This window comes from Streptomyces sp. SS1-1 (assembly GCF_008973465.1).
In the GTDB taxonomy this organism is placed as follows: Bacteria; Actinomycetota; Actinomycetes; order Streptomycetales; family Streptomycetaceae; genus Streptomyces.
Genome location: NZ_WBXN01000004.1, coordinates 4,011,096 through 4,032,180, shown reverse-complemented (window position 1 = coordinate 4,032,180; position 21,085 = coordinate 4,011,096). Strand labels below are relative to the sequence as shown.

Genomic DNA, 21,085 nt, shown 5'->3' with positions numbered 1-21,085 from the left:
GCACCATGAGGGCATGAGCGTGAGCATCGACATCGCGGGGCTGCGGCCGGAGAGGGTCGCCGTCGTGCCCTCCCCCCTCGCCGAGCTCGGCATGGCGCTGCACGCGCTGTCCGAGCCGGGGCACCACCCGGGCCTGCAGGGCTGGGTGACGGGCGTGACGGCCCGGCTCGACCCGCATCTGGCCGACCGGATGTGCGAGGCCGACTTCCTGTGGCGGACGACGTTCTCCGACCTGTTCCTGCCCTATGCGGGCGTTCCGGGCGGTGCCCTGCCCGGCGCGACCCTCGCCGAGGAGCTGGACCTGCTGGACAAGCTCTCCGACGAGCAGTTCGTGGACGCGGCCCTGGAGTTCACCTGCGCCCTGCCCTACGGCACCCCGAGCCCGAGCGTGCTGGCCGACGCCGAGCTGCGCCGCCGCTCCCTGGAGCTGGCCGCCGCGCGCGGGCCGCAGCAGCTGCGTTTCACCGGACGGCTGCTCGACGAGCCGGCGCTGATCCGGGCCTGGCTGCGGCAGTTCCTGGAGGACTGCGACGAGGCGTTCTTCGCCGACGCCTGGTCCCGGCTGCGCCACCAGCTCACGGCGGACGCCCGCCGCAGGACCGACCTCCTGCGGCACAAAGGGCTCACCGAGGCGCTGACCTCGGTCTCCGCCGCGGTGCGGCTCGACGAGGCCGCCGGACGCATCACCATCGACAAGCTCCGCCAGGGCCACAGCCTGATCAAGGACGGCGGCCTGCTGCTCGTGCCGACGAGCCTCGGCTGGCCGCACCTCACGGTGCTGCACCGGTACGGCTGGCAGCCCGTCCTGCACTACCCGGTCGGCTCCCCGGAGATCGCGGCACCGCCGTCGGTCGGGCAGCTGACCCTGCGCATGACCGCGCTGTCCCACCCGGTGCGCATGCAGCTGTGCCGCAACCTCGCCCGCAGCACGTACACGACGAGCGAGCTCGTCCAGATCCACGGCATGTCCGCCCCGGAGATATCCCGGCACCTGAGCGTCCTCAAGAAGGCGGGCCTGATCACCACGCGCCGCCGGGGGCGCTACGTCCTTTACCAGCTGGACGTGACCGCGGTGGCGCGGCTCGGCAGCGACTTCCTCGAGGCGCTGCTGCGCTGAGGGCCGTACGGGACCCCGCCCCGCCGTCAGTCGAGGCGGATGTGCCGGACCCCGACCGCCGCCTGCCGCAGCCGTGTGCGGACCGCGCCCTCGTCGTTGGGCCGGAGCTCCAGCCCGGCGAGGACGGCGATCCGGTCCGCCGTCCTCGGCACGCTCGTGCGGTCGGTCCACAGATGCTCGGCGAACTCCGGCTCGCGCAGCCGCTCCAGGCAGTGGTCGAGCCGGGACACCGCCCAGCTCTCGCGGCGCAGCCCGCCGCCCTTCCCGCCGGCGACCTGCGCCAGCCGCCCGAAGCCGCGCTCACGCAGCCGCCGCAGGACGGTCTCCCGTTCCGCGAGGAGCGTGAAGTGCCGGACGTCGTGGCCCAGTTCGCCGAGCCGGCCCACGGTCTCGGCGAAGTAGCCGGGGTCCGTGACGGTCATCGGCGCGATGACCACGCCGTCGTGCCGGGTGAGGGCCAGGTCGAGGACCTCGACGACGCCCTGCCGCCAGGCGGCCAGGTCCTGGAAGTCCCCGCGCAGCTCGGGCGGGAGCATGCGGTGCAGGCCGAACCCGGCGTGCTCGGGGTCGCAGACGACGCTGCCGGGCAGCCGGCGCCGGATCTCGTGTGCGGTCTGTGTCTTGCCGCCCCCGAAGGGGCCGTTGATCCACAGGAGCATGCGCAGACCTTAGTGGGAACCGCGTCAGCCGTGCCCGCCCGCGCGGACGAGACCCGTCTCGTAGGCCAGGACGACCACCTGCACGCGGTCGCGCAGGCCGAGCTTGGTCAGGATGCGGCCGACGTGGGTCTTCACGGTGGCCTCGGACAGCACCAGCCGGGCCGCGATCTCGCCGTTGGACAGGCCCTGCGCGACCAGCACCATGACCTCGCGCTCCCGGTCGGTGAGCCGCTCCAGCTCCTTGTGCTTCGGCTCCCCTCCGGTGGAGGGCAGCATGGGCGCGAACCGGTCCAGCAGCCGCCGGGTCGTCGACGGGGCGACCACGGCGTCGCCGCTGTGCACCGCGCGGATCGCGCCGAGCAGTTCGGCGGGCGGCACGTCCTTGAGCATGAAACCGGAGGCACCGGCCTTCAGCCCGGAGAACGCGTACTCGTCCAGGTCGAAGGTGGTCAGGATCAGCACCTTGGGCGGCTCGGGCTCCGAGCAGATGCGGCGGGTGGTCTCCACGCCGTCCAGCTTCGGCATGCGGACGTCCATGAGGACGACGTCGACGGCGGTGGAGCGCAGCACCTGGAGGGCCTCGACGCCGTCCCCCGCCTCCGCGACGACCTCCATGTCCGGCTGGGCGGCGAGCACCATCCGGAACCCGGTGCGCAGCAGCACCTGGTCGTCGACGAGCATCACGCGGATCGCCATCGGGTCCTCTTCCGTGTCTTCGGGCGCCCGGTTCCTCCGGGTCCCTACGAGTGTGCCGGGGCCGTGTCAGTGGGCCGGTTTCAGCGGCAGCAGGGCGCTGATGCGGAATCCTCCGCCCGGCCGCGGCCCGGCGTCCAGGGTTCCGCCGACCATGCCGACCCGTTCGCGCATGCCGATCAGGCCGTGCCCCTTGCCGTCGGCGCCGCCGTCCTCGTACAGCTCGTGCGGGGCGCCCTTGCCGTCGTCCTCGACGAGCAGCCCGAGGCCGTCGTCGAAGTAGACCAGGCGCACGCTCGCCCCGGCGTTCGGGCCGCCGTGCTTGCGGGTGTTGGTGAGCGCCTCCTGCACGATGCGGTACGCCGTGAGCTCGACGCCGCTGGGCAGCGGGCGCGGGGTGCCCTCGACCTTGAAGTCGACGGGCAGCCCGGAGCTGCGGCACTGCTCGACGAGGTCGTCGATCTGCTCGACGTCGGGCTGCGGGACGTACTCGCCGGTCTCCTGGTGCTCGCCGGTGCGCAGCACGCCGAGCAGGCGGCGCATCTCGGCGAGGGCCTGCCGGCCCGTCGAGGAGATCGTCTCCAGGGCCTTCTTGGCCTGGTCGGGGGCGGCGTCGAGGACGTAGGCGGCGCCGTCGGCCTGCACCACCATCACGGAGACGTTGTGCGCGACGACGTCGTGCAGCTCGCGCGCGATCCGGGCGCGTTCGGCGGCGACCGCGACCTTCGCCTGGGCCTCGCGCTCCTTCTCCAGCCGGGTCGCGCGCTCCTCCAACTGCTCGTAGTAGGCGCGGCGGGTGCGGATGGAGTCGCCGAGCACCCAGGCGAGCGCGAAGGGCACGGTGAGGAAGATGATCAGGGCTATGTTGCTCAGGACGGTGGCGTCCTGCTCCGGCCACCGCAGCTGGGACAGGGGCGCCGCGCACAGGCCCACGCCCAGCGCGAGCCGGGAGGCCCAGCGGGCGCCGGTCGCGGCGACGGTGTAGGTGATCACCAGGAACGCGAAGTTCGACGGCGTGGTCGCCACGTCCAGCACGAGCTGCAGCACCCCGACCGCGATGGCCAGCAGCAGCATCTTCTCCGGCATCCGCCGGCGCAGCGCGATGACCAGGGACAGCAGCAGGAGGATCGGGACGACGAGGGCCGCGGACCCGGTGCCCTGGCCGCCCGCCTGCCCGCCCTCCGGCTGGACGGCCACACTCACCGCGGAGATCCCGAACAGGAGGACGGCCCAGAAGGTGTCGACCCCGGTCGGGTGCCTGCGGAGGAAGTCATAGAGGCGCTGCACGTAACCCAGCGTAGGGACACCAGATGCGTGCAAGGGTCAACCGGAGGGCCGATCCGCACCCCGCGCGCGTACTCCGCAAGGTGGAGGGCCCGTTCTCCTGTGCGCACGGGAACGGCCCGCGCGGACACGACCTAGCTGTCGTCGCACGCCCGCCGGGAATCACGGGACAGCCCTTTAGCCTGGGCCGGTGGCAGCGGAGGCGACAGGCGGATGGCAGGGCTGGCGGGCGGCGGCGGAATCCGCCCTGTACGGGCCGGAGGGCTTCTACCGCCGCCCGGAGGGACCGGCCGGGCACTTCCGGACGTCCGTGCACGCCTCGCCGCTCTACGCGGCCGCCGTGGCCCGGCTGCTGTGCCGGGTGGACGAGGCGCTGGGGCATCCCGGGACGCTGGACCTGGTCGACATGGCGGCGGGCCGGGGCGAGCTGGTGACCGGGGTGCTGGCCGCGCTCCCCGCCGGGGTGGCGGCCCGCACGCGCGCGTACGCCGTCGAGATCGCCGCCCGCCCGCCGGGACTGGACCCCCGGGTGACCTGGCTGCGCGAGCCGCCGCGGTCGGTCACGGGACTGCTGTTCGCCAACGAGTGGCTGGACAACGTCCCGGTGGAGGTCGCCGAGGTGGACTCCGCCGGAGTGCCGCGCCGGGTGCTGGTCCGGCGGGACGGCACCGAACGCCTCGGCGGCCCGGTGACCGAGGCGGAGGCGCGCTGGCTCGCCCGCTGGTGGCCGCTGCCCGAGGAAGGCGGCGAAGGGCTGCGCGCCGAGATCGGGCTGCCCCGGGACGAGGCGTGGGCCGCCGTGGCCGGGACGCTGAAGCGGGGCCTGGCGGTCGCCGTGGACTACGCGCACACGCGCGGGTCACGGCCGCCCTTCGGCACGCTGACGGGCTTCCGGGACGGGCGGGAAACGGCTCCCGTGCCGGACGGCTCGTGCGATCTCACCGCGCATGTGGCCCTGGACGCCTGCGCACTGCCCGGCGCCCGTCTGCTGACCCAGCGCGAGGCGCTGCGCGCCCTCGGCATCACCGGCGCACGCCCCTCACTGGAACTCGCCTCCACCCGCCCCGCCGAGTACCTGCGCGCCCTCGCGGGCGCCGGTGAGGCCGCCGAGCTGACGGCGACGGGCGGCCTCGGCGACTTCGGCTGGCTGCTCCAGCCGGCCGGCGTCCCGGACCCGCTGGCCGCCTGACCTCGCCCCGGCCTACTTGTCGATGTCCCCGACCACGAAGAACATCGACCCCAGGATCGCCACCATGTCCGCGATCAGCGTCCCCGGCAGCAGCTCCACCAGCGCCTGGATGTTGTTGTACGAGGCCGAGCGCAGCTTCAGCCGGTACGGCGTCTTCTCGCCCTTGCTGACCAGGTAGTAGCCGTTGATGCCGAGGGGGTTCTCGGTCCACGCGTACGTGTGGCCCTCGGGCGCCTTCAGCACCTTGGGCAGCCGCTGGTTGATCGGCCCCGGCGGCAGCCCGGCGATCCGGTCGAGGCAGGCGTCCGCGAGGTCCAGGGAGTTGTGCGTCTGCTCCAGCAGGCACTCGAACCGGGCGAGGCAGTCTCCCTCCTCGCGGGTCACCACCTTCAGGACGTCCCCGAGGTCGCCGTAGGCCAGGTACGGCTCGTCCCGGCGCAGGTCGAGGTCGACGCCCGAGGCGCGCGCGATCGGCCCGCTCACGCCGTACGCGTGCACGGCCTCCGGCGCGAGGACGCCCACGCCCCGCGTGCGCCCCCGGAAGATCTCGTTGCCGAGGACCAGGTCGTCGAACCGGTCCATACGGGAGCGCACGTCGGCGACGGCGGCACGCGCGCGCGTGGTCCACCCGGCCGGGAGGTCCTCCTTGAGGCCGCCCACCCGGTTGAACATGTAGTGCATGCGCCCGCCGGAGACCTCCTCCATGACGTGCTGCAGTTCCTCGCGCTCGCTGAAGGCGTAGAAGATCGGCGTGATCCCGCCCAGCTCCAGCGGGTACGAGCCGAGGAACATCAGGTGGTTGAGGACGCGGTTCAGCTCGGCCAGCAGCGTCCGCGTCCACACGGCGCGCTCCGGCACCTCCATGCCGAGCATGCGCTCCACGGCGAGGACGACGCCCAGCTCGTTCGAGAAGGCCGACAGCCAGTCGTGCCGGTTGGCGAGCATGATGATCTGGCGGTAGTCACGGGCCTCGAAGAGCTTCTCCGCGCCCCGGTGCATATAGCCGATCACGGGCTCGGCGCTCGTGATGCGCTCGCCGTCCAGGACGAGCTTGAGGCGCAGCACACCGTGCGTCGAGGGGTGCTGGGGGCCGATGTTGAGCACCATGTCGGTGCTCTCCGCGGCGCCGCCGATACCGACCATGGTCTCCGTCGTAGGAGTCATGGCCCCAGTCTCCCCTACGTACGCTGGCCCCATGGAGACGGGGAGCCCGAAGGACACGGGAATCACGCGGGACGCGCGCGCGGGGGACGAACCGGTGTGGACCGCCCTGCCGCCGGGGCTGCTGCGGATGCGCCGGCTGCTGCTGGTGGTGTGGCTGGGGCTGCTGACGGCCGGCCTGGGTGTGCTGCTCGGCTGGCTCGCCGGACCCGGCTGGGCGGCGTTCGCCCTGCTGCCGCTGGCCCTCATGGGGTGGGGCTGGGTGATGCTCGGACGCAACTGGCGTTCCTGGCGATACGCCGAGCGCGCCGACGACCTGCTGATCAGCCGGGGCGTGCTGTGGCGCGAGGAGACGGTCGTGCCGTACGGCCGCATGCAACTGGTGGAGGTCACCTCCGGGCCGGTGGAACGTCACTTCGGGCTGGCCAGCGTGCAGCTGCACACGGCCGCCGCCGCGACCGACGCCACCATCCCCGGCCTCGACCCGGCCGAGGCGGAACGGCTGCGGGACCGGCTCACCGAGCTGGGCGAGGCCCGATCGGCGGGCCTGTGACGGCCCCGGGCGTCGAGGGCGCCCTGCGCGAGGCGCGGGCCGTGCCGGAGCGCCGGCTGCACCCCGTGACGCCGCTCAGGCGCGCGTGGGCGCCCGTCGCCGTGCTCATCGGGTGGGCGGTGCACGACCCCGACCAGGCGCAGCGCCAGCTGACCCGGCTGACGACCACGACCCTGCTGATCGCGCTCGCCGTGCTGGTCCCGGCGGCCGCCCTGTACGGCTTCCTCACCTGGTGGTACACGCACTTCGCCGTCACCGACTCCGAACTGCGCATCCGTACGGGCCTGGTGTTCCGGCGCACCGCGCACATCCGTCTCGAACGCATCCAGGCCATCGACGTCACCCAGCCGCTCCTCGCGCGCGTGGCGGGTGTCGCCAAGCTGAAGCTGGACGTCGTCGGCGCGGACAAGAAGGACGAGCTCGCCTTCCTCGGGGCGGAGGAGGCGCGCGCCCTGCGCGCGGAACTCCTCGCGCGCGCCGCCGGGTTCGCGCCGGAGACCGCGCACGAGGTGGGCGAGGCCCCCTCCCGGGAGCTGCTGCGGGTGCCCCCGCGCGTCCTCGCCGTCTCCCTCGTGCTGACCGGCGCGACCTGGGGCGCGCTGGCCGCCGCGCTTATCGTGCCGACCGTGCTGTGGCTGGTCACTCAGAGCGCGTGGACGGTCCTCGCCACCGCCGTCCCGCTGGTCGGCGCGGCGGGCGCGGCCAGCGTCGGGCGGTTCGTCACCGAGTACGACTGGACGGTGGGCGAGTCGCCGGACGGACTGCGCCTCGACCACGGCCTGCTCGACCGCGCCCACGAGACGGTCCCGCCGGGCCGGGTGCAGACCGTACGGCTGGTGGAGCCGCTGCTGTGGCGGCGGCGCGGCTGGGTGCGGGTGGAGCTGGACGTGGCGGGCTCGTCGAACTCGGTGCTGCTGCCGGTCGCCCCGCGCGAGATCGCCGAGTCGGTCGTCGCCCGGGTGCTGCCCGGGGTGACCGTCCCGCCGCGGGAGGCCCTGACGCGTCCGCCCCGGCGCGCGGGCCGGTGCCTGCCGCTGTGGTGGCGCGGGCACGGACTGGCCGTGACGGACACGGTGTTCGCGGCCCGCTCGGGCCTGCTCAGCCGCGGTCTCGCCCTGGTCCCGCACGCCAAGGTGCAGAGCGTACGGCTCACCCAGGGGCCCTGGGAGCGGCGCTGGGACGTCGCCGACGTGCACGTGGACACCGGAGCCGGGAAGACCGTCACCGCACGGCTCAGGGACGCCGGCGAGGCCGCGGAACTGCTGCGCACACAGGCCGAGCGGTCCCGCACCGGACGCCGGGACGCGCGGCCGGACCGCTGGATGGCTTGAGAGAGGGCGGCGCGGGAAACACGAAGGGGCGCCGGGATGTTCGTCCCCGGCGCCCCTTCGGACGGGTCAGGAGACCGCGCTGCGCAGTCCCTGCACGTCGATGTGCTCGGTCTCGTCGTGGGCCGTCAGGTCGATGACCTGGCCGACGCCCCGGGACCGGTCGTCGGCGGGCTTGAACTCCGCCTCCGCCTCGGCCTTGTGCAGGGCGAGCGCCTCCTCGCCGACCACGTCGGCCAGGTCCTCGTTCTGCACGGACTCCAGCGCGGCGGGCCCGCTCTCCTTCTGGGTGCCGAAGAAGTCGAAGCCGCCCTCGACCGTGGGACGCCGTACGGGTGTCCCCGGGACGACGGCCACCGCGGTCGGCGCGATGAAGTGGCCCGAGGGGCGCCGGGCCGGCGGCAGCGCGGGCTGGGCCGGGGCGGACGCGCCGGCCGGGGTGGTGGCGGCCGCGTGCTCGTGCCCGTCGGCCGCCCCGGACTTCCCCTGCGGGTCGTCCTCCGGCGCGCGCTCCGTCTCGGACGCCGCGGTGCGCGCCGTCTCGGGCGCGCCCGCGCCGGTCTTCACGCTCCTGCGGCCCGAGGGGCCCTGCGGCGGGACGTGGTGCGGGGGCTCGTCCTTCGGGGAGGTCCCGTCGGCGTCCTCGGCGGAGGCGGCGCCGGTGCTCCCGGTCTCCTGGGGCGCGGAGTCGTCCGCAGGTTCGACCGCCGGTTCGTCAGCCGCGTCCTCGGCGGCCTGCGTGGCGTCGGTGGCTTCCGGAGCGTCGGCGGCTTCCGCGTCCGCGCTCCCGTCCGCCTCGCCGTCCGGGGCGTCCCGCGTGTCCCGCGCGTCCCGGTCGTCCTTGCCGTCCCGGTCGTCCTTGACGTCCTCGTCGAACCGCGACAGCGCCGCCTGCGCCCGCAGGAACAGGTGGGAGCCCTCGGGGGAGAACACCGCCGGGGCCTCCTCGCCGGACTCCGTCTCGTCCGCCACGGCCTCGTCCGGCTCCACGGCCCCGGCCTCGTCCAGCGCCTCCGCGTCCGCCCGCGCCTCGGCCGCCGCGGTGTCCTCGCCGGCCGGGGCGGCCACAGCCCCGTCGGCGGAGGGGGCGCCCGGCGGCAGGGCACGCGCGGGCGTGGTCGCCTCTATCTCCAGGACCCGGCGTTCCTCCAGGACGCTCGCCCGCTCCGTCTCGGCGGTGGCGTAGCGGCGCAGCAGGGCCGCGTGCTCGTTGCGCAGCTTCGCGAGTTCGGCCCGCTTGGCGCGCAGCCGCTGCTCCAGCTTCTGGCGCAGCTCGCGGGACTCGTCGAGGTCGGTCTCCAGTTCGGCGACCCGTTCCTCGTGCCGCCACTCGTCGCTCGCCCGCGCGCGCGTGAGGTCGGCGACCTGTTTGCCCGCCTGGGCGTCCCAGCGGCGCATGACGACCGCGCCGACGACCGCGGTGGCCGCGGCGGCCGCGGCCAGGCCGCGCAGCACGACGGGTTCGGTGAACACCCAGGGCGCCAGTGCCCAGACGACGGACACGCCTGCGATCGCCGACGGGGGCAGCACCCTGTGCAAGGGCGGGGAATGACGGTGACGTCCACGTGGCATGGCCAGAAACTTACCGCGCGTAGGCGATTCTTGGAGCCCCGCCCCGTAAAAACACGGCCATCCCGTGCCGTTCACAGGGCATCAGGAATCACATTCACCGTGGAATTGACCAGGAATCAAGATCCGGGCGGCTCTTCGGCCCTCTCCGGGGCGCTCAGCCGCTCCCCCATCCACTCCAGCGTCGCCGGAATCTCACGCCGCCAGGTGTTGAAGTTGTGCCCGCCGCTTTCGAGGATGATCGAGGAGATCCGCGTCCGCTTCGTCGCCTTCACACGCTCGATGAACTTCAGGGTGTCCTTGTAGTTCGTCTCGCCGACCTTGCTGCTGCTGACGAGGAGCGAGGTGTCCGGCGCGGGCAGGTGCTCCAGGCACCACCGCAGGTCGGCGCGGTCGCGCAGGGCGGTGTCGCCGTGGAAGAGGTCGCCGGTCGTCGCGTCGACGGGCGCCTTGTAGTAGGCGGAGAGACCGGCCCCCGCGCCGAACACCGCGGGGTGGTGCATCGCGAGCTTCAACGCGCAGTACCCACCTGTGGAATCACCGATCACGCCCCAGCCGCCGGGTCCTGATCCCACCCGGTAGTGGCCGCCGACCGCGTCGGGCAGATCCTCCGCGAAGAAGCTCTCGGTCTGCGGCCCGCCGGGGATGTCCACGCATTCCGTGTCCCGGGGCGGTGCCACCGTCGGACGCATCATCACCAGCACCATCGGCGGCATACGGCCCTGACCGGCGAGCCGCGCCGCCGTCTGCGGATAGTCGAGCTTGTCCACCAGCGCCTGGGCCGTCCCCGGATAGCCGGTCAGGACGACGGCCGCGGGAAACGCCCGGGTGTGAAATCCCGGCCGGAAATACTCCGGTGGCAGATAGACGTACGCGGGCGTGGCGATACGGGTCGTGCGGCCCACGATCTCGACCTTCTGGATCTGCCCGCCGACCGAGGGGTCCGAGCTCGCCGATCCCGGCACCCGCCGCGTCTCGACGACACGCAGCGGACCGTCCGCCGGCGTGTGGTCGACCACCACCCCCATGCCCTTCTCCCGCCCCAACAGGTCGTCCCAGCCCGCGTAGAAGCCGAACGCCTGGTTGGCGGCGAGCCCGGCCGACGCGAACAGCGCCACCTGCGTGCCCAGCAGCAGCCCGACCCGCCCGGTCACGGCCCGTACGCTCCGCCGTGCCAGCCGCGGCCACAGCCACACCGTGCCCGTGAACAGCCCCACGGCCGCCAGGACCGCCAGCGCCAGCACCTTGTCGCTCGTAAGACCCATCGATGGTTACCCGTCCGCACTTTCCTTGGCCTTTGAACACGCTTTTGCGGAGCCGAGTGAACCTCTCCCCGCATGACACCGTCCTAGAGGGCGCAATGTCGCCGGATGCCCGGATCGGGACCGGATCCAAAACTCTCGCAGAACTCATGGGATGCGATGTCTGTCAGGACAGATGTGGATATGTCGGGCGGGGTTCCGCAACGGGTGAGCCGGATACGGCATCTGTCGGGCCGGCTGCGGCCGCTTCTGCTGGGCCCGCGCCCCGAGTCCGTCCCCCTGCTGGTCGGACGGGCCTGCGCGCTGGTCGGGCTGCTGGACGTCGCCGCGGGCGTCTTCCCGCGCTTCCGGCACAGCCGGATGCACGCCCTCGCCGAGGTACTGCCGGGCGCCTTCGGCCCGTTCGCGGCCGCGCTGTCGCTCAGCGCCGGTGTGCTGTTGCTGCTGCTCGCCCACGGGCTCAGGCGCGGCAAGCGGCGGGCGTGGCGCGCGGCCGTCGTCCTGCTGCCCGCCGGGGCGGTGGCCCAGTTCGCGTACCGCCACTCCGTCATCGGCGTCTTCATCTCCGTCTGGCTCCTCGTCACCCTGGTGCGCCACCGCGACCAGTTCACGGCTCTGCCCGACCCGCGCAGCCGCTGGCGGGCGCTGGCCAACTTCGTTCTGATGGGCGCCGGTTCGCTCGCCCTCGGACTCGTCATCGTCAGCGCCCACCCGGGGGCGCTCCTCGGCGACCCGAGCCTGGCCGACCGCATCAGCCACGTCCTGTACGGCATGGCCGGCTTCGAGGGCCCGGTCGACTACCGGGGCAGCACGTCCTGGACCGTCGCCTTCTCGCTCGGCGCCCTCGGCTGGATCACCGCCGTCACCACCATCTACCTCGCGTTCCGGCCCGAACACCCGGCCGCGCACCTCACCGAGGACGACGAGACACGCCTGCGCGCACTGCTCGCCCGGCACGGCGGCCGCGACTCCCTCGGCCACTTCGCGCTGCGCCGCGACAAGGCCGTCGTCTTCTCTCCCAGCGGCAAGGCAGCGGTGACCTACCGCGTCGTCTCCGGCGTGATGCTCGCGAGCGGCGACCCCATCGGCGACGTCGAGGCGTGGCCCGGCGCCATCGAACGGTTCATGGACGAGGCCAAGGCCCACTCCTGGACCCCGGCCGTGATGGGCTGCTCCGAGACGGGCGCCGAGGTGTGGACCCGCGAGACCGGGCTCGACGCCCTCGAACTGGGCGACGAGGCGGTGGTGGACGTCCCGGATTTCTCGCTCGCCGGCCGCGCGATGCGCAACGTACGCCAGATGGTCAAGCGCATCGAGCGCGCCGGTTACGAGACCCGGGTACGCCGCGTCCGTGACCTCGGCCCCACCGAACTGGAGCGCGTCCGCCGCGCCGCCGAGGACTGGCGGGGCACCGACACCGAGCGCGGCTTCTCCATGGCCCTCGGCCGGGTCGGCGACCCCGCCGACGGCGACTGCCTCATCGCCACCGCCCACAAGAGCGACGCCGAACCCGGCCCCTACGGCGACCTGAAGGCCATCCTGCACTTCGTGCCCTGGGGCACCGACGGCGTCTCCCTGGACCTGATGCGCCGCGACCGCTCCGCCGACCCCGGCATGAACGAACTGCTGATCGTGGCCGCCCTCCAGGCCGCCCCGAAGTTCGGCATCGCGCGCGTGTCGCTGAACTTCGCCATGTTCCGCTCGGCCCTCGCGCGCGGCGAGAAGATCGGCGCGGGACCCGTCCTGCGGGCCTGGCGCGGTCTGCTGGTCTTCCTGTCGCGCTGGTTCCAGATCGAGTCGCTGTACAAGTTCAACGCGAAGTTCCAGCCCCGCTGGGAGCCCCGCTTCGTCGTCTACCGCGCCTCCGCGGACCTCCCCCGCCTCGGGATCGCCGCCATGCAGGCGGAGGGCTTCGTGAACCTGGCCCTGCCGCGCTTCCTGCGCCGCCGCGGCGCCGCCCCGCGCCCCTGCCCGCACCGCGTCCCGGAGAGCGGCGTCAGGGCGGCCTGAGGCCCCCCACCAGGGCGGGGCGGGGCCACGGCACGTCACCGCCCCGGCTTGGGCCTACGCTGAACGTATGAGCAAGCAGAGCGGACGCGGGCGGGTCGCGGGCCTTCCGCAGTGGGACCGGTGCGCGGTCATGGGAGTCGTCAACGTGACCCCGGACTCCTTCTCCGACGGCGGCCGCTGGTTCGACACCACGTCCGCCGTCAAACACGGCCTCGCCCTGGTCGAGGAGGGCGCCGACCTCGTCGACGTCGGCGGCGAGTCCACCCGCCCCGGCGCCACCCGGGTCGACGAGGACGAGGAGCTGCGCCGCGTCATACCCGTCGTCCGCGGCCTCGCCGCGGAGGGCGTCACGATCTCCGTCGACACCATGCGCGCCTCCGTCGCCGAGCAGGCCCTCGCCGCCGGCGCCGCCCTCGTCAACGACGTCAGCGGCGGCCAGGCCGACCCCGCGATGATCCCGGTCGTCGCCGCCGCGGGCGCCCCCTTCGTCGTCATGCACTGGCGCGGCTTCCTCGAGGGCGGCAACGTCCGGGGCGTGTACGCCGACGTCGTCTCCGAGGTCGTCGACGAGATCCACGCGCGGGTGGACGCCGTCCTGGCCGGCGGCATCGCCCCCGACCGCATCGTCGTCGACCCCGGCCTGGGCTTCTCCAAGGACGCCGAGCACGACCTCGTCCTGCTCGCCCACCTCGACCGGCTGCGCGCCCTCGGGCACCCGGTCCTGGTCGCCGCCTCCCGCAAGCGGTTCCTCGGCCGCGTCCTCGCCGGGCCCGAGGGCGAGCCGCCGCCCGCGCGGGAACGCGACGCCGCGACCGCCGCCGTCTCGGCGCTCGCCGCGCACGCCGGCGCCTGGGCCGTCCGCGTCCACGAGGTGCGCGCCTCCGCCGACGCCGTACGCGTCGTGCACGCCGTCGAGGAGGCGCGCGGCGGCGCGGCGGGCCGCGAAGGAGCCCGGTGAGCGCCCCCCACACCGACGTCGAACAGGTGGAGGCCGCCAACACCGCCTTCTACGAGGCGCTCGAGCGCGGCGACTTCGAGACGCTGTCCTCGCTCTGGCTCACCCCGTCCGACCTCGGCGTCGACGAGAGCTACCACGACCCCGCCGACTCCGGCGTGGTCTCCTGCGTGCACCCCGGCTGGCCGGTGCTGACCGGGCGCGGCGAGGTCCTGCGGTCGTACGCGCTGATCATGGCGAACACCGACTACATCCAGTTCTTCCTCACCGACGTGCACACCTCGGTGACCGGGGACACCGCGATCGTCACCTGCACCGAGAACATCCTCAGCGGCGGCCCCGCCCCCGAGGGACACGACGACGAGCTGGGGCCCCTGGTCGGACAGCTCGTCGTCGCCACGAACGTGTTCCGGCGCACACCCGACGGCTGGAAGATGTGGACCCACCACGCCTCCCCCGTCCTCGCCGAGAACGACCGGGAAGAGGGCGACGAGCCCCCCGGCTGAGTGGGTACGCGGGCCACAGGGACCAAGAGGTGGTTGGAATCACGCACCCGCGGGTAGGGGCGGCTACCGACCCGTGAGCCGCCGCGATCCCCAGGGACACCAGGCGTCGCGCCCCCTGGGGCGACGGATCGGGCCGCTCCCCCGCGGCCCGGCCCTGTCGGTGCCCGCGGGTAGATTCGGTCGAGGCCGGTGTGCCGCCCGCACACGGCACCGACCGGCCGTCACCGACGACTGCAGGAGTGATTCGCGTGGATCGTGTCGCGCTGCGCGGCCTGAGGGCCCGCGGGTACCACGGGGTGTTCCCCGAGGAACGCAGAGAGGGCCAGACCTTCGTCGTGGACCTCGTCCTCGGCCTGGACACCCGGCCCGCCGCCGCCGACGACGACCTGGCGAAGACCGTGCACTACGGCATCGTGGCGGAGGAGGTCGTGGCCGTGGTCCAGGGCGAGCCGGTCAACCTCATCGAGACGCTCGCCGAGCGCGTCGCCCAGGCCTGTCTGAAGCACGAAGGAGTCCAGGAGGTCGAGGTCACCGTCCACAAACCGGACGCGCCGATCACCGTGCCCTTCGACGACGTGACCGTCACCATCACCCGGAGCCGAGTATGACCGCACCGTTCATCAAGGGCCCCAGCGACCCGACCGTCCAGCCGGTACCCGCGTCCGTCGTCGACAAGGTCGACGCCGCCGACACCACCCTCCACAACCCCAAATGGGCCGTGGTCTCCCTCGGCTCCAACCTGGGCAACCGCCTGGAGACCCTCCAGGGCGCCGTGGACGCCCTCGCGGACACCCCGGGCCTGCGCGTCAAGGGCGTCTCCCCCGTCTACGAGACGGAGCCCTGGGGCGTCGAGCCCGGCAGCCAGCCGTCGTACTTCAACGCGGTCGTCGTCCTGAAGACCACCCTGCCGCCGTCCTCGCTGCTGGAGCGGGCCCACGCCGTCGAGGAGGCCTTCCACCGCGTCCGGGACGAGCGCTGGGGCGCCCGCACCCTCGACGTCGACATCGTCGCCTACGCCGACGTCGTCTCCGACGATCCGGTGCTCACCCTCCCCCACCCGCGCGCCCACGAGCGGGCCTTCGTCCTCGCGCCCTGGCTCGACCTGGACCCGGAGGCCGCGCTGCCCGGCCGCGGCGCGGTCGCCGACCTGCTCGGCACCGTCACCCGCCAGGGCGTCGTCCCCCGCCAGGACCTGGAACTCCGGCTGCCCGAGTAGTCGTTAAGGTCAAGAGCCGGCCTCCACTCCGTGGGGCCCCGGGGGGAGCTGAAGGGACACCGTGAGAGAGCTGCGCATCAGGTTGCTGGTCGGCGTGTTCGTGGTCGCCGGAGTCCTGTCCTGGGCGGGCGCCCGTCTGTGGAACGCGGTGGGGACCCTGCCCAGCGTCCCCCTGGCCGCCCCGATCGTGCTGGCGATCATCGCCGTGATCCTGCTGTCCACGGCGCTGTCCATCCGCTCCCGGCTCAGGGCGCAGCGCGAGCGCGACCCCGAGGCCAAGGGCGTCGACCCCCTGATGGCGGCCCGCGCCGTCGTCTTCGGCCAGGCCAGCGCTCTGGTGGCCGCCCTGGTCGCCGGCATGTACGGCGGCACCTGCGTCTTCCTGCTGGAGCTCCTGGACGTCCCCGCCCGCCGGGACCAGGCGATCTACGCCGGTTTCTCGGTCGTGGCCGCCGTCGGCGTCATAGCGGCCGCCCTGTTCCTGGAGCGCGTCTGCAAGCTCCCGGACGACGAGGACGACCACAACGGCACCGGGGCGGCCCCGACCACCTAGGCCTTTCGTTCGGATCAGGCCGGATCAGCGGGCCAGGATCAGGCTCATCGCCTCGGCGCGGGTCGTGGCGTCGCGGAGTTGGCCGCGCACCGCCGACGTCGTCGTCTTGGCGCCGGGCTTGCGGATGCCGCGCACCGACATGCACATGTGCTCGGCCTCGACGACCACGATCACGCCCCGGGCCTCCAGGATCCGCATCAGGGAGTCGGCGACCTGCGTGGTGAGACGTTCCTGCACCTGGAGCCGGCGGGCGAACACCTCGACCAGCCGGGCGAGCTTCGACAGACCGGTGATCTTGCCGCTCTCGGCCGGGATGTACCCCACGTGCGCCACACCGTGGAACGGCAGCATGTGGTGCTCGCAGAGGCTGACGATCTCGATGTCCTTCACGAGCACCATCTCGTCGTGCCCGAGGTCGAACGTCGTCGTCAGCACGTCCTCGGCGTCCTGACGCAGCCCCGCCAGCAGCTCCCGGTACGCCCGCGCCACCCGGGCCGGCGTCTCCTTGAGGCCCTCGCGGTCGGGGTCCTCGCCCACCGCGATCAGCAGCTCCCGTACGGCGGCCTCGGCGCGCTTCTCGTCGAACTCGCCGATGCGGCCTTCGCCGTCCAGCGTCACCGGGTCGGTCATCTGGGTGCCTCGTTCCTTCGCGGGTGCGCGTATGGGTCACGCGTCTGATCTGCGGTCATACGAAATGCCGCGCCCCCCAGGCTAGAACCAGGGGGGCACGGCATCCATTCCGGGCCCGGTCACCGACCGGGTGGGGGCGTCAGCTCTCGGGACGCTCCTCGGGGGCCTGCTCGGTCGCGGGGGCGGGCTCCGACACCGTCGACTTCGCGGTGCTGATCGCCGGGGTCGTGCCGTTGGCACCGTTCGTCAGTGCGAGCTCCTTGGGGGAGAGCACCGGCGGGCGGGTCGACGGCGTACGGCGGGAGGAGCCGGTCCAGGCGGGCCGCGGCGGGCGCTTGACGATGGGGGCGAAGATCTCGGCGATCTCCTCCTTGCCCAGCGTCTCCTTCTCCAGCAGGGCCAGGACGAGGTTGTCGAGGACGTCGCGGTTCTCCACCAGGATTTCCCAGGCTTCGTTGTGCGCGTTCTCGATGAGCTTCTTGACCTCCTCGTCCACCAGCGCGGCGACCTCTTCCGAGTAGTCGCGCTGGTGAGCCATCTCACGTCCGAGGAACGGCTCGGTGTTGTCGCCGCCGAACTTGATGGCGCCGAGACGCTCGGTCATGCCGTACTGCGTGACCATCGCGCGAGCCGTGGTCGTGGCCTTCTCGATGTCGTTCGCGGCGCCCGTGGTCGGGTCGTGGAAGACCAGCTCCTCGGCCGCGCGACCGCCCAGCATGTAGGCCAGCTGGTCCAGCATCTCGTTGCGGGTGGTCGAGTACTTGTCCTCGTCCGGGAGCACCATCGTGTAACCGAGGGCCCGGCCTCTCGACAGGATCGTGATCTTGTGGACCGGGTCGGAGTTCGGGGAGGCCGCCGCGACCAGGGCGTGTCCGCCCTCGTGGTACGCGGTGATCTTCTTCTCCTTGTCCGACATGATCCGGGTCCGCTTCTGCGGGCCCGCCACGACGCGGTCGATGGCCTCGTCCAGCATGTGGTTGTCGATCAGCTTCTTGTCGGAGCGGGCCGTGAGCAGCGCGGCCTCGTTGAGGACGTTGCTCAGGTCGGCACCGGTGAAGCCCGGCGTACGGCGGGCGACCGCCGACAGGTCGACGTCCGGGGCGACCGGCTTGCCCTTCTGGTGGACCTTGAGGATCTCCAGACGGCCCTGCATGTCGGGGCGGTCGACGGCGATCTGCCGGTCGAAGCGGCCCGGGCGCAGAAGGGCCGGGTCGAGGATGTCGGGCCGGTTCGTCGCGGCGATGAGGATCACGCCGCCCTTGACGTCGAAGCCGTCCATCTCGACGAGCAGCTGGTTCAGCGTCTGCTCGCGCTCGTCGTGCCCGCCGCCGAGGCCGGCGCCGCGGTGGCGGCCGACCGCGTCGATCTCGTCGACGAAGACGATCGCCGGGGCGTTCGCCTTGGCCTGCTCGAACAGGTCGCGGACCCGGGAGGCACCGACACCGACGAACATCTCGACGAAGTCGGAACCGGAGATCGAGTAGAAGGGCACGCCCGCCTCGCCGGCGACGGCGCGCGCGAGGAGCGTCTTACCGGTGCCGGGAGGGCCGTAGAGCAGGACGCCCTTGGGGATCTTCGCGCCGACGGCCTGGAACTTGGCGGGCTCCTGGAGGAACTCCTTGATCTCCTGGAGCTCCTCGACGGCCTCATCCGAGCCGGCGACGTCGGAGAACGTCGTCTTCGGGGTGTCCTTGGTGATGAGCTTCGCCTTCGACTTCCCGAAGTTCATGACCCGGGAGCCGCCGCCCTGCATCTGGTTCATCAGGAACAGGAAGACGACGACGATGAGGACGAAGGGCAGCAGGGAGAGCAGGATGCCGACGAACGGGTTCTGCTTGGACGGCGAGACCGTGTAGCCGTCGGGGATCTGCTTCTGCTGGTACTTGTTCTGCAGGGTGTTGGCGATGTCCACGCCCTGGTCGCCGATGTAGCTGGCCTGGATCTTGGTGGATCCCTCGACCTTCACACCGTCCTTGAGCTGGACCTTGATGTTCTGCTCGTCGCCGGTGGTGATCTTGGCCGACTCGACCTTGTTCTCATTGATCGCCTGGACGACCTGGCCGGTGTCCACCGTCTTGTAGCCGCCGGACGAGCCGACGACCTGCATCAACACGACCACGGCAAGGACGGCCAGCACGATCCACATGACCGGCCCACGGAAGTATCGCTTCACGTCCATCCATACGGAGCGGTGCCGCCCCGTCCCTCCTGCCATAGTGAGTTTGATAAGACAGTTCTTCTGACGGTACCCCAGCTTCGACGCCCGTAGCCGCACGGGACGGCTGTCAAGCCCGTCTGCTTGCTCCAACGGCGCGATGCCCGCCGGGGTTCCCGATCTTCCTACGGAACGGGGTCAGCCGCCGTAGACGTGGGGCGCGAGGGTACCGACGAACGGGAGGTTCCGGTACTTCTCGGCATAGTCGAGGCCGTAGCCCACGACGAACTCGTTGGGGATGTCGAAGCCGACCCACTCGACGTCGATGGCCACCTTGGCCGCGTCGGGCTTGCGCAGCAGCGTGCACACCTTGAGCGTCTCCGGCTCGCGGGAGCCGAGGTTCGACAGCAGCCACGACAGGGTCAGGCCGGAGTCGATGATGTCCTCGACGATCAGGACGTGCCGGCCCTTGATGTCGGTGTCGAGGTCCTTGAGGATCCGCACGACCCCGGAGGACTGGGTGCCGGCGCCGTACGAGGAGACGGCCATCCAGTCCATGGTGACGGGGGTGGACAGCGCCCGCGCCAGGTCGGCCATGACCATCACCGCGCCCTTGAGCACGCCGACGATGAGCAGGTCCTTGCCCGCGTACTCAGCGTCGATCTTCGCGGCCAGCTCGGCCAGCTTCGCGTCGATCTCTTCCTTGGTGATGAGCACCTTCTTGAGGTCGGCACCCATGTCTTTCGCGTCCACCCGCATCACTTTCGGTCGGTCGTCCCGCTTCTGCACGGCTCACGGCCCTACGGCTGACGTCCCCCGCGGGAGTCCGGGGCCCTCCGGTCCGGAGGCCCGGTCTCTCCCTGGGGTCTTTTTCAGCCTTGCCGAATCACCAGTCTGCCACCCTGGCGACGGGCGACGACTTTGCCGGGGAGGTTGATGGCCCCCTGGCCGCGCCAGCCGGTGATCAGGCGGTCCACTTCCTCGACGTGCCGGGCGAAGAGCGAACCGGCGGGCGCGCCCGCCTCGATGGCGGCCCGGCGCAGGATCCGGCGGCGCACCGCGGGCGGCAGCGTGTAGAGCTTGGCGCAGTCGAGGTGTCCGGCGGCGTCACGGACGGCGGTCTCGGCCTGGCCGGCCCACGCGTCGAGGGCGTCGGCGTCGTCGCGGGAGAGCTGGGCGGTACGGGCGAGGGCTTCGACGACGCCTTTGCCGAGCGCCTTCTCGAGGGCGGGCAGGCCCTCCTGGCGCAGCCGGGAGCGGGTGTAGGCGGGGTCGGAGTTGTGCGGGTCGTCCCAGACGGGCAGGGCCTGGACCATGCAGGCCTTGCGGGCGGTCTGCCGGTCGAGGCCGAGGAACGGGCGGCGGTAACGGCCGCCGTCCCCCGAGACCGCGGCCATCCCGGACAGGGAGCGGATGCCGGAGCCGCGGGCGAGGCCGAGCAGGACGGTCTCGGCCTGGTCGTCGCGGGTGTGGCCGAGCAGGACGGCGGCGGCGCCGTGGCGTTCGGCGGCGGCGTCGAGGGCGGCGTAGCGGGCGTCGCGGGCGGCGGCCTCGGGCCCGCCGCCGCGGCCGACGGTGACGGCGATCGACTCGGCCGGGTCGAGGCCGAGTTCGCGCAGGCGCAGGACGACTTCGTCGGCGCGCAGGTCGGAGCCGGGCTGCAGACCGTGGTCGACGGTGATGCCACCGGCGCGGATGCCGAGTTTGGGGGCCTCGAAGGCGAGGGCGGAGGCGAGGGCCATGGAGTCGGCGCCGCCGGAGCAGGCCACGAGGACGAGCGGGGAGGGGGTTCGCTCGTGCGGGGTGGCGCGCCGGGGGGTGCGCTGGGCCGGGCCGGGGAGGTCGTACGCCGTCTCACGCGCGGTGTCGCGGGCGACGCGCGCGGCGGCGACCGGCGTCACGGCCGGTGCCTGCGGCCGGGGGGCGCGGCTGCCGGGGGCGGGGACGTCGGTGGTGCGGTTGTGTTCGGTGAGGAGGTCGTGGAGTACGCGGCGAACCGCCAGGCGTATCGCCGCGACCGCAGGATGGGGACCCATGTCCGGTTCCCTTCATGAAGTTGTCCGGGGATGTGGCCGAGCTCGGTCACTCAGAGTGTGTAGATGGTGACAGAAGCGGGCCGTTCCCCGAGCATTGCACGCCTACCCATGGCTCACGGTCCCTCGGACGGGTGATTGGAGGGGCGTTCCCCTGCCGTCGGCCGGTTTCGGTTCACGACCGTCGTATGAGATGCGCGGTGCGCGGCGCG

General features: G+C 72.7%; 20 protein-coding genes. 10 read left to right on the top strand and 10 right to left on the bottom strand.

The features are described 5' to 3' along the window. Positions 1-13: 13 nt before the first annotated feature. A complete protein-coding gene (locus F8R89_RS19855) occupies positions 14-1,117 on the top strand; it encodes a DUF5937 family protein (RefSeq protein ID WP_151785224.1) in 1,104 nt (367 codons plus the stop codon). Between the two features lie 26 nt (positions 1,118-1,143). On the opposite strand, the gene F8R89_RS19850 is transcribed toward F8R89_RS19855, so the two are convergent. The 3 genes from F8R89_RS19850 to F8R89_RS19840 form a co-directional block, all read right to left on the bottom strand. Next, positions 1,144-1,776: an AAA family ATPase gene (locus F8R89_RS19850; protein ID WP_151785223.1), complete on the bottom strand. Its 633-nt coding sequence runs from the start codon at positions 1,774-1,776 to the stop codon at positions 1,144-1,146. A gap of 24 nt (positions 1,777-1,800) precedes the next feature. Continuing rightward, entirely contained in the window at positions 1,801-2,472 is a 672-nt protein-coding gene (locus tag F8R89_RS19845) for a response regulator transcription factor (protein WP_062673189.1), read from the bottom strand. Between the two features lie 66 nt (positions 2,473-2,538). Further along, positions 2,539-3,756, bottom strand: coding sequence for a sensor histidine kinase (locus tag F8R89_RS19840; protein WP_151785222.1), 1,218 nt, complete (start codon positions 3,754-3,756; stop codon positions 2,539-2,541). A gap of 187 nt (positions 3,757-3,943) precedes the next feature. On the opposite strand from F8R89_RS19840, the gene F8R89_RS19835 reads away from it, so the two are divergent. Further along, complete coding sequence (locus F8R89_RS19835) at positions 3,944-4,942, top strand: SAM-dependent methyltransferase (protein ID WP_151785221.1); 999 nt, start codon at positions 3,944-3,946, stop codon at positions 4,940-4,942. A gap of 12 nt (positions 4,943-4,954) precedes the next feature. Here the strand turns inward: F8R89_RS19835 and F8R89_RS19830 are convergent, their stop codons facing one another. Then, positions 4,955-6,106 (bottom strand): NADH-quinone oxidoreductase subunit D, encoded by a 1,152-nt coding sequence (locus tag F8R89_RS19830; protein WP_151785220.1) that lies wholly within the window; start codon positions 6,104-6,106, stop codon positions 4,955-4,957. A gap of 31 nt (positions 6,107-6,137) precedes the next feature. On the opposite strand from F8R89_RS19830, the gene F8R89_RS19825 reads away from it, so the two are divergent. Next, a complete protein-coding gene (locus F8R89_RS19825) occupies positions 6,138-6,656 on the top strand; it encodes a PH domain-containing protein (protein WP_151785219.1) in 519 nt (172 codons plus the stop codon). After that, complete coding sequence (locus F8R89_RS19820; RefSeq protein ID WP_151785218.1) at positions 6,653-7,987, top strand: PH domain-containing protein; 1,335 nt, start codon at positions 6,653-6,655, stop codon at positions 7,985-7,987. The genes F8R89_RS19825 and F8R89_RS19820 overlap by 4 nt, the downstream gene beginning before the upstream one ends. A 66-nt stretch (positions 7,988-8,053) precedes the next feature. On the opposite strand, the gene F8R89_RS19815 is transcribed toward F8R89_RS19820, so the two are convergent. After that, positions 8,054-9,556 (bottom strand): hypothetical protein, encoded by a 1,503-nt coding sequence (locus F8R89_RS19815; RefSeq protein ID WP_151785217.1) that lies wholly within the window; start codon positions 9,554-9,556, stop codon positions 8,054-8,056. 116 nt (positions 9,557-9,672) lie between these two features. After that, entirely contained in the window at positions 9,673-10,818 is a 1,146-nt protein-coding gene (locus tag F8R89_RS19810; RefSeq protein ID WP_151785216.1) for an alpha/beta hydrolase, read from the bottom strand. Between the two features lie 180 nt (positions 10,819-10,998). Between F8R89_RS19810 and F8R89_RS19805 the strand changes: the two genes are divergently transcribed. From F8R89_RS19805 to F8R89_RS19780, 6 genes are all read left to right on the top strand, one after another. Beyond that, the gene (locus tag F8R89_RS19805; RefSeq protein ID WP_151785215.1) at positions 10,999-12,825 is read left to right on the top strand and encodes a phosphatidylglycerol lysyltransferase domain-containing protein; all 1,827 of its coding nucleotides are present in this window, start codon (positions 10,999-11,001) and stop codon (positions 12,823-12,825) included. A 67-nt stretch (positions 12,826-12,892) separates the two neighbouring features. Continuing rightward, complete coding sequence (folP, locus tag F8R89_RS19800; protein ID WP_151785214.1) at positions 12,893-13,783, top strand: dihydropteroate synthase; 891 nt, start codon at positions 12,893-12,895, stop codon at positions 13,781-13,783. Beyond that, positions 13,780-14,286, top strand: a complete 507-nt coding sequence (locus F8R89_RS19795; protein WP_151785213.1) for a nuclear transport factor 2 family protein — start codon at positions 13,780-13,782, stop codon at positions 14,284-14,286. The genes folP and F8R89_RS19795 overlap by 4 nt, the downstream gene beginning before the upstream one ends. 248 nt (positions 14,287-14,534) lie before the next feature. Next, positions 14,535-14,894, top strand: a complete 360-nt coding sequence (gene folB, locus F8R89_RS19790; protein ID WP_055624708.1) for a dihydroneopterin aldolase — start codon at positions 14,535-14,537, stop codon at positions 14,892-14,894. Then, positions 14,891-15,502, top strand: a complete 612-nt coding sequence (gene folK, locus F8R89_RS19785) for a 2-amino-4-hydroxy-6-hydroxymethyldihydropteridine diphosphokinase (protein ID WP_151785212.1) — start codon at positions 14,891-14,893, stop codon at positions 15,500-15,502. The genes folB and folK overlap by 4 nt, the downstream gene beginning before the upstream one ends. 61 nt (positions 15,503-15,563) lie before the next feature. After that, positions 15,564-16,055: a DUF3180 domain-containing protein gene (locus tag F8R89_RS19780; RefSeq protein ID WP_151785211.1), complete on the top strand. Its 492-nt coding sequence runs from the start codon at positions 15,564-15,566 to the stop codon at positions 16,053-16,055. A gap of 24 nt (positions 16,056-16,079) precedes the next feature. Here F8R89_RS19780 and folE read toward each other — a convergent pair whose 3' ends face one another. From folE to tilS, 4 genes are all read right to left on the bottom strand, one after another. Further along, entirely contained in the window at positions 16,080-16,685 is a 606-nt protein-coding gene (gene folE, locus F8R89_RS19775; protein WP_151785210.1) for a GTP cyclohydrolase I FolE, read from the bottom strand. 139 nt (positions 16,686-16,824) lie between these two features. Next, positions 16,825-18,864 (bottom strand): ATP-dependent zinc metalloprotease FtsH, encoded by a 2,040-nt coding sequence (ftsH, locus tag F8R89_RS19770; RefSeq protein WP_151788212.1) that lies wholly within the window; start codon positions 18,862-18,864, stop codon positions 16,825-16,827. A gap of 174 nt (positions 18,865-19,038) precedes the next feature. Next, positions 19,039-19,599 carry a hypoxanthine phosphoribosyltransferase gene (hpt, locus tag F8R89_RS19765; protein ID WP_151788211.1) on the bottom strand — a complete coding sequence of 187 codons (561 nt, stop codon included), beginning with the start codon at positions 19,597-19,599 and terminating at the stop codon, positions 19,039-19,041. Positions 19,600-19,712: 113 nt separating this feature from the next. Then, positions 19,713-20,876: a tRNA lysidine(34) synthetase TilS gene (tilS, locus tag F8R89_RS19760; RefSeq protein ID WP_151785209.1), complete on the bottom strand. Its 1,164-nt coding sequence runs from the start codon at positions 20,874-20,876 to the stop codon at positions 19,713-19,715. Between the last annotated feature and the right edge of the window lie 209 nt (positions 20,877-21,085).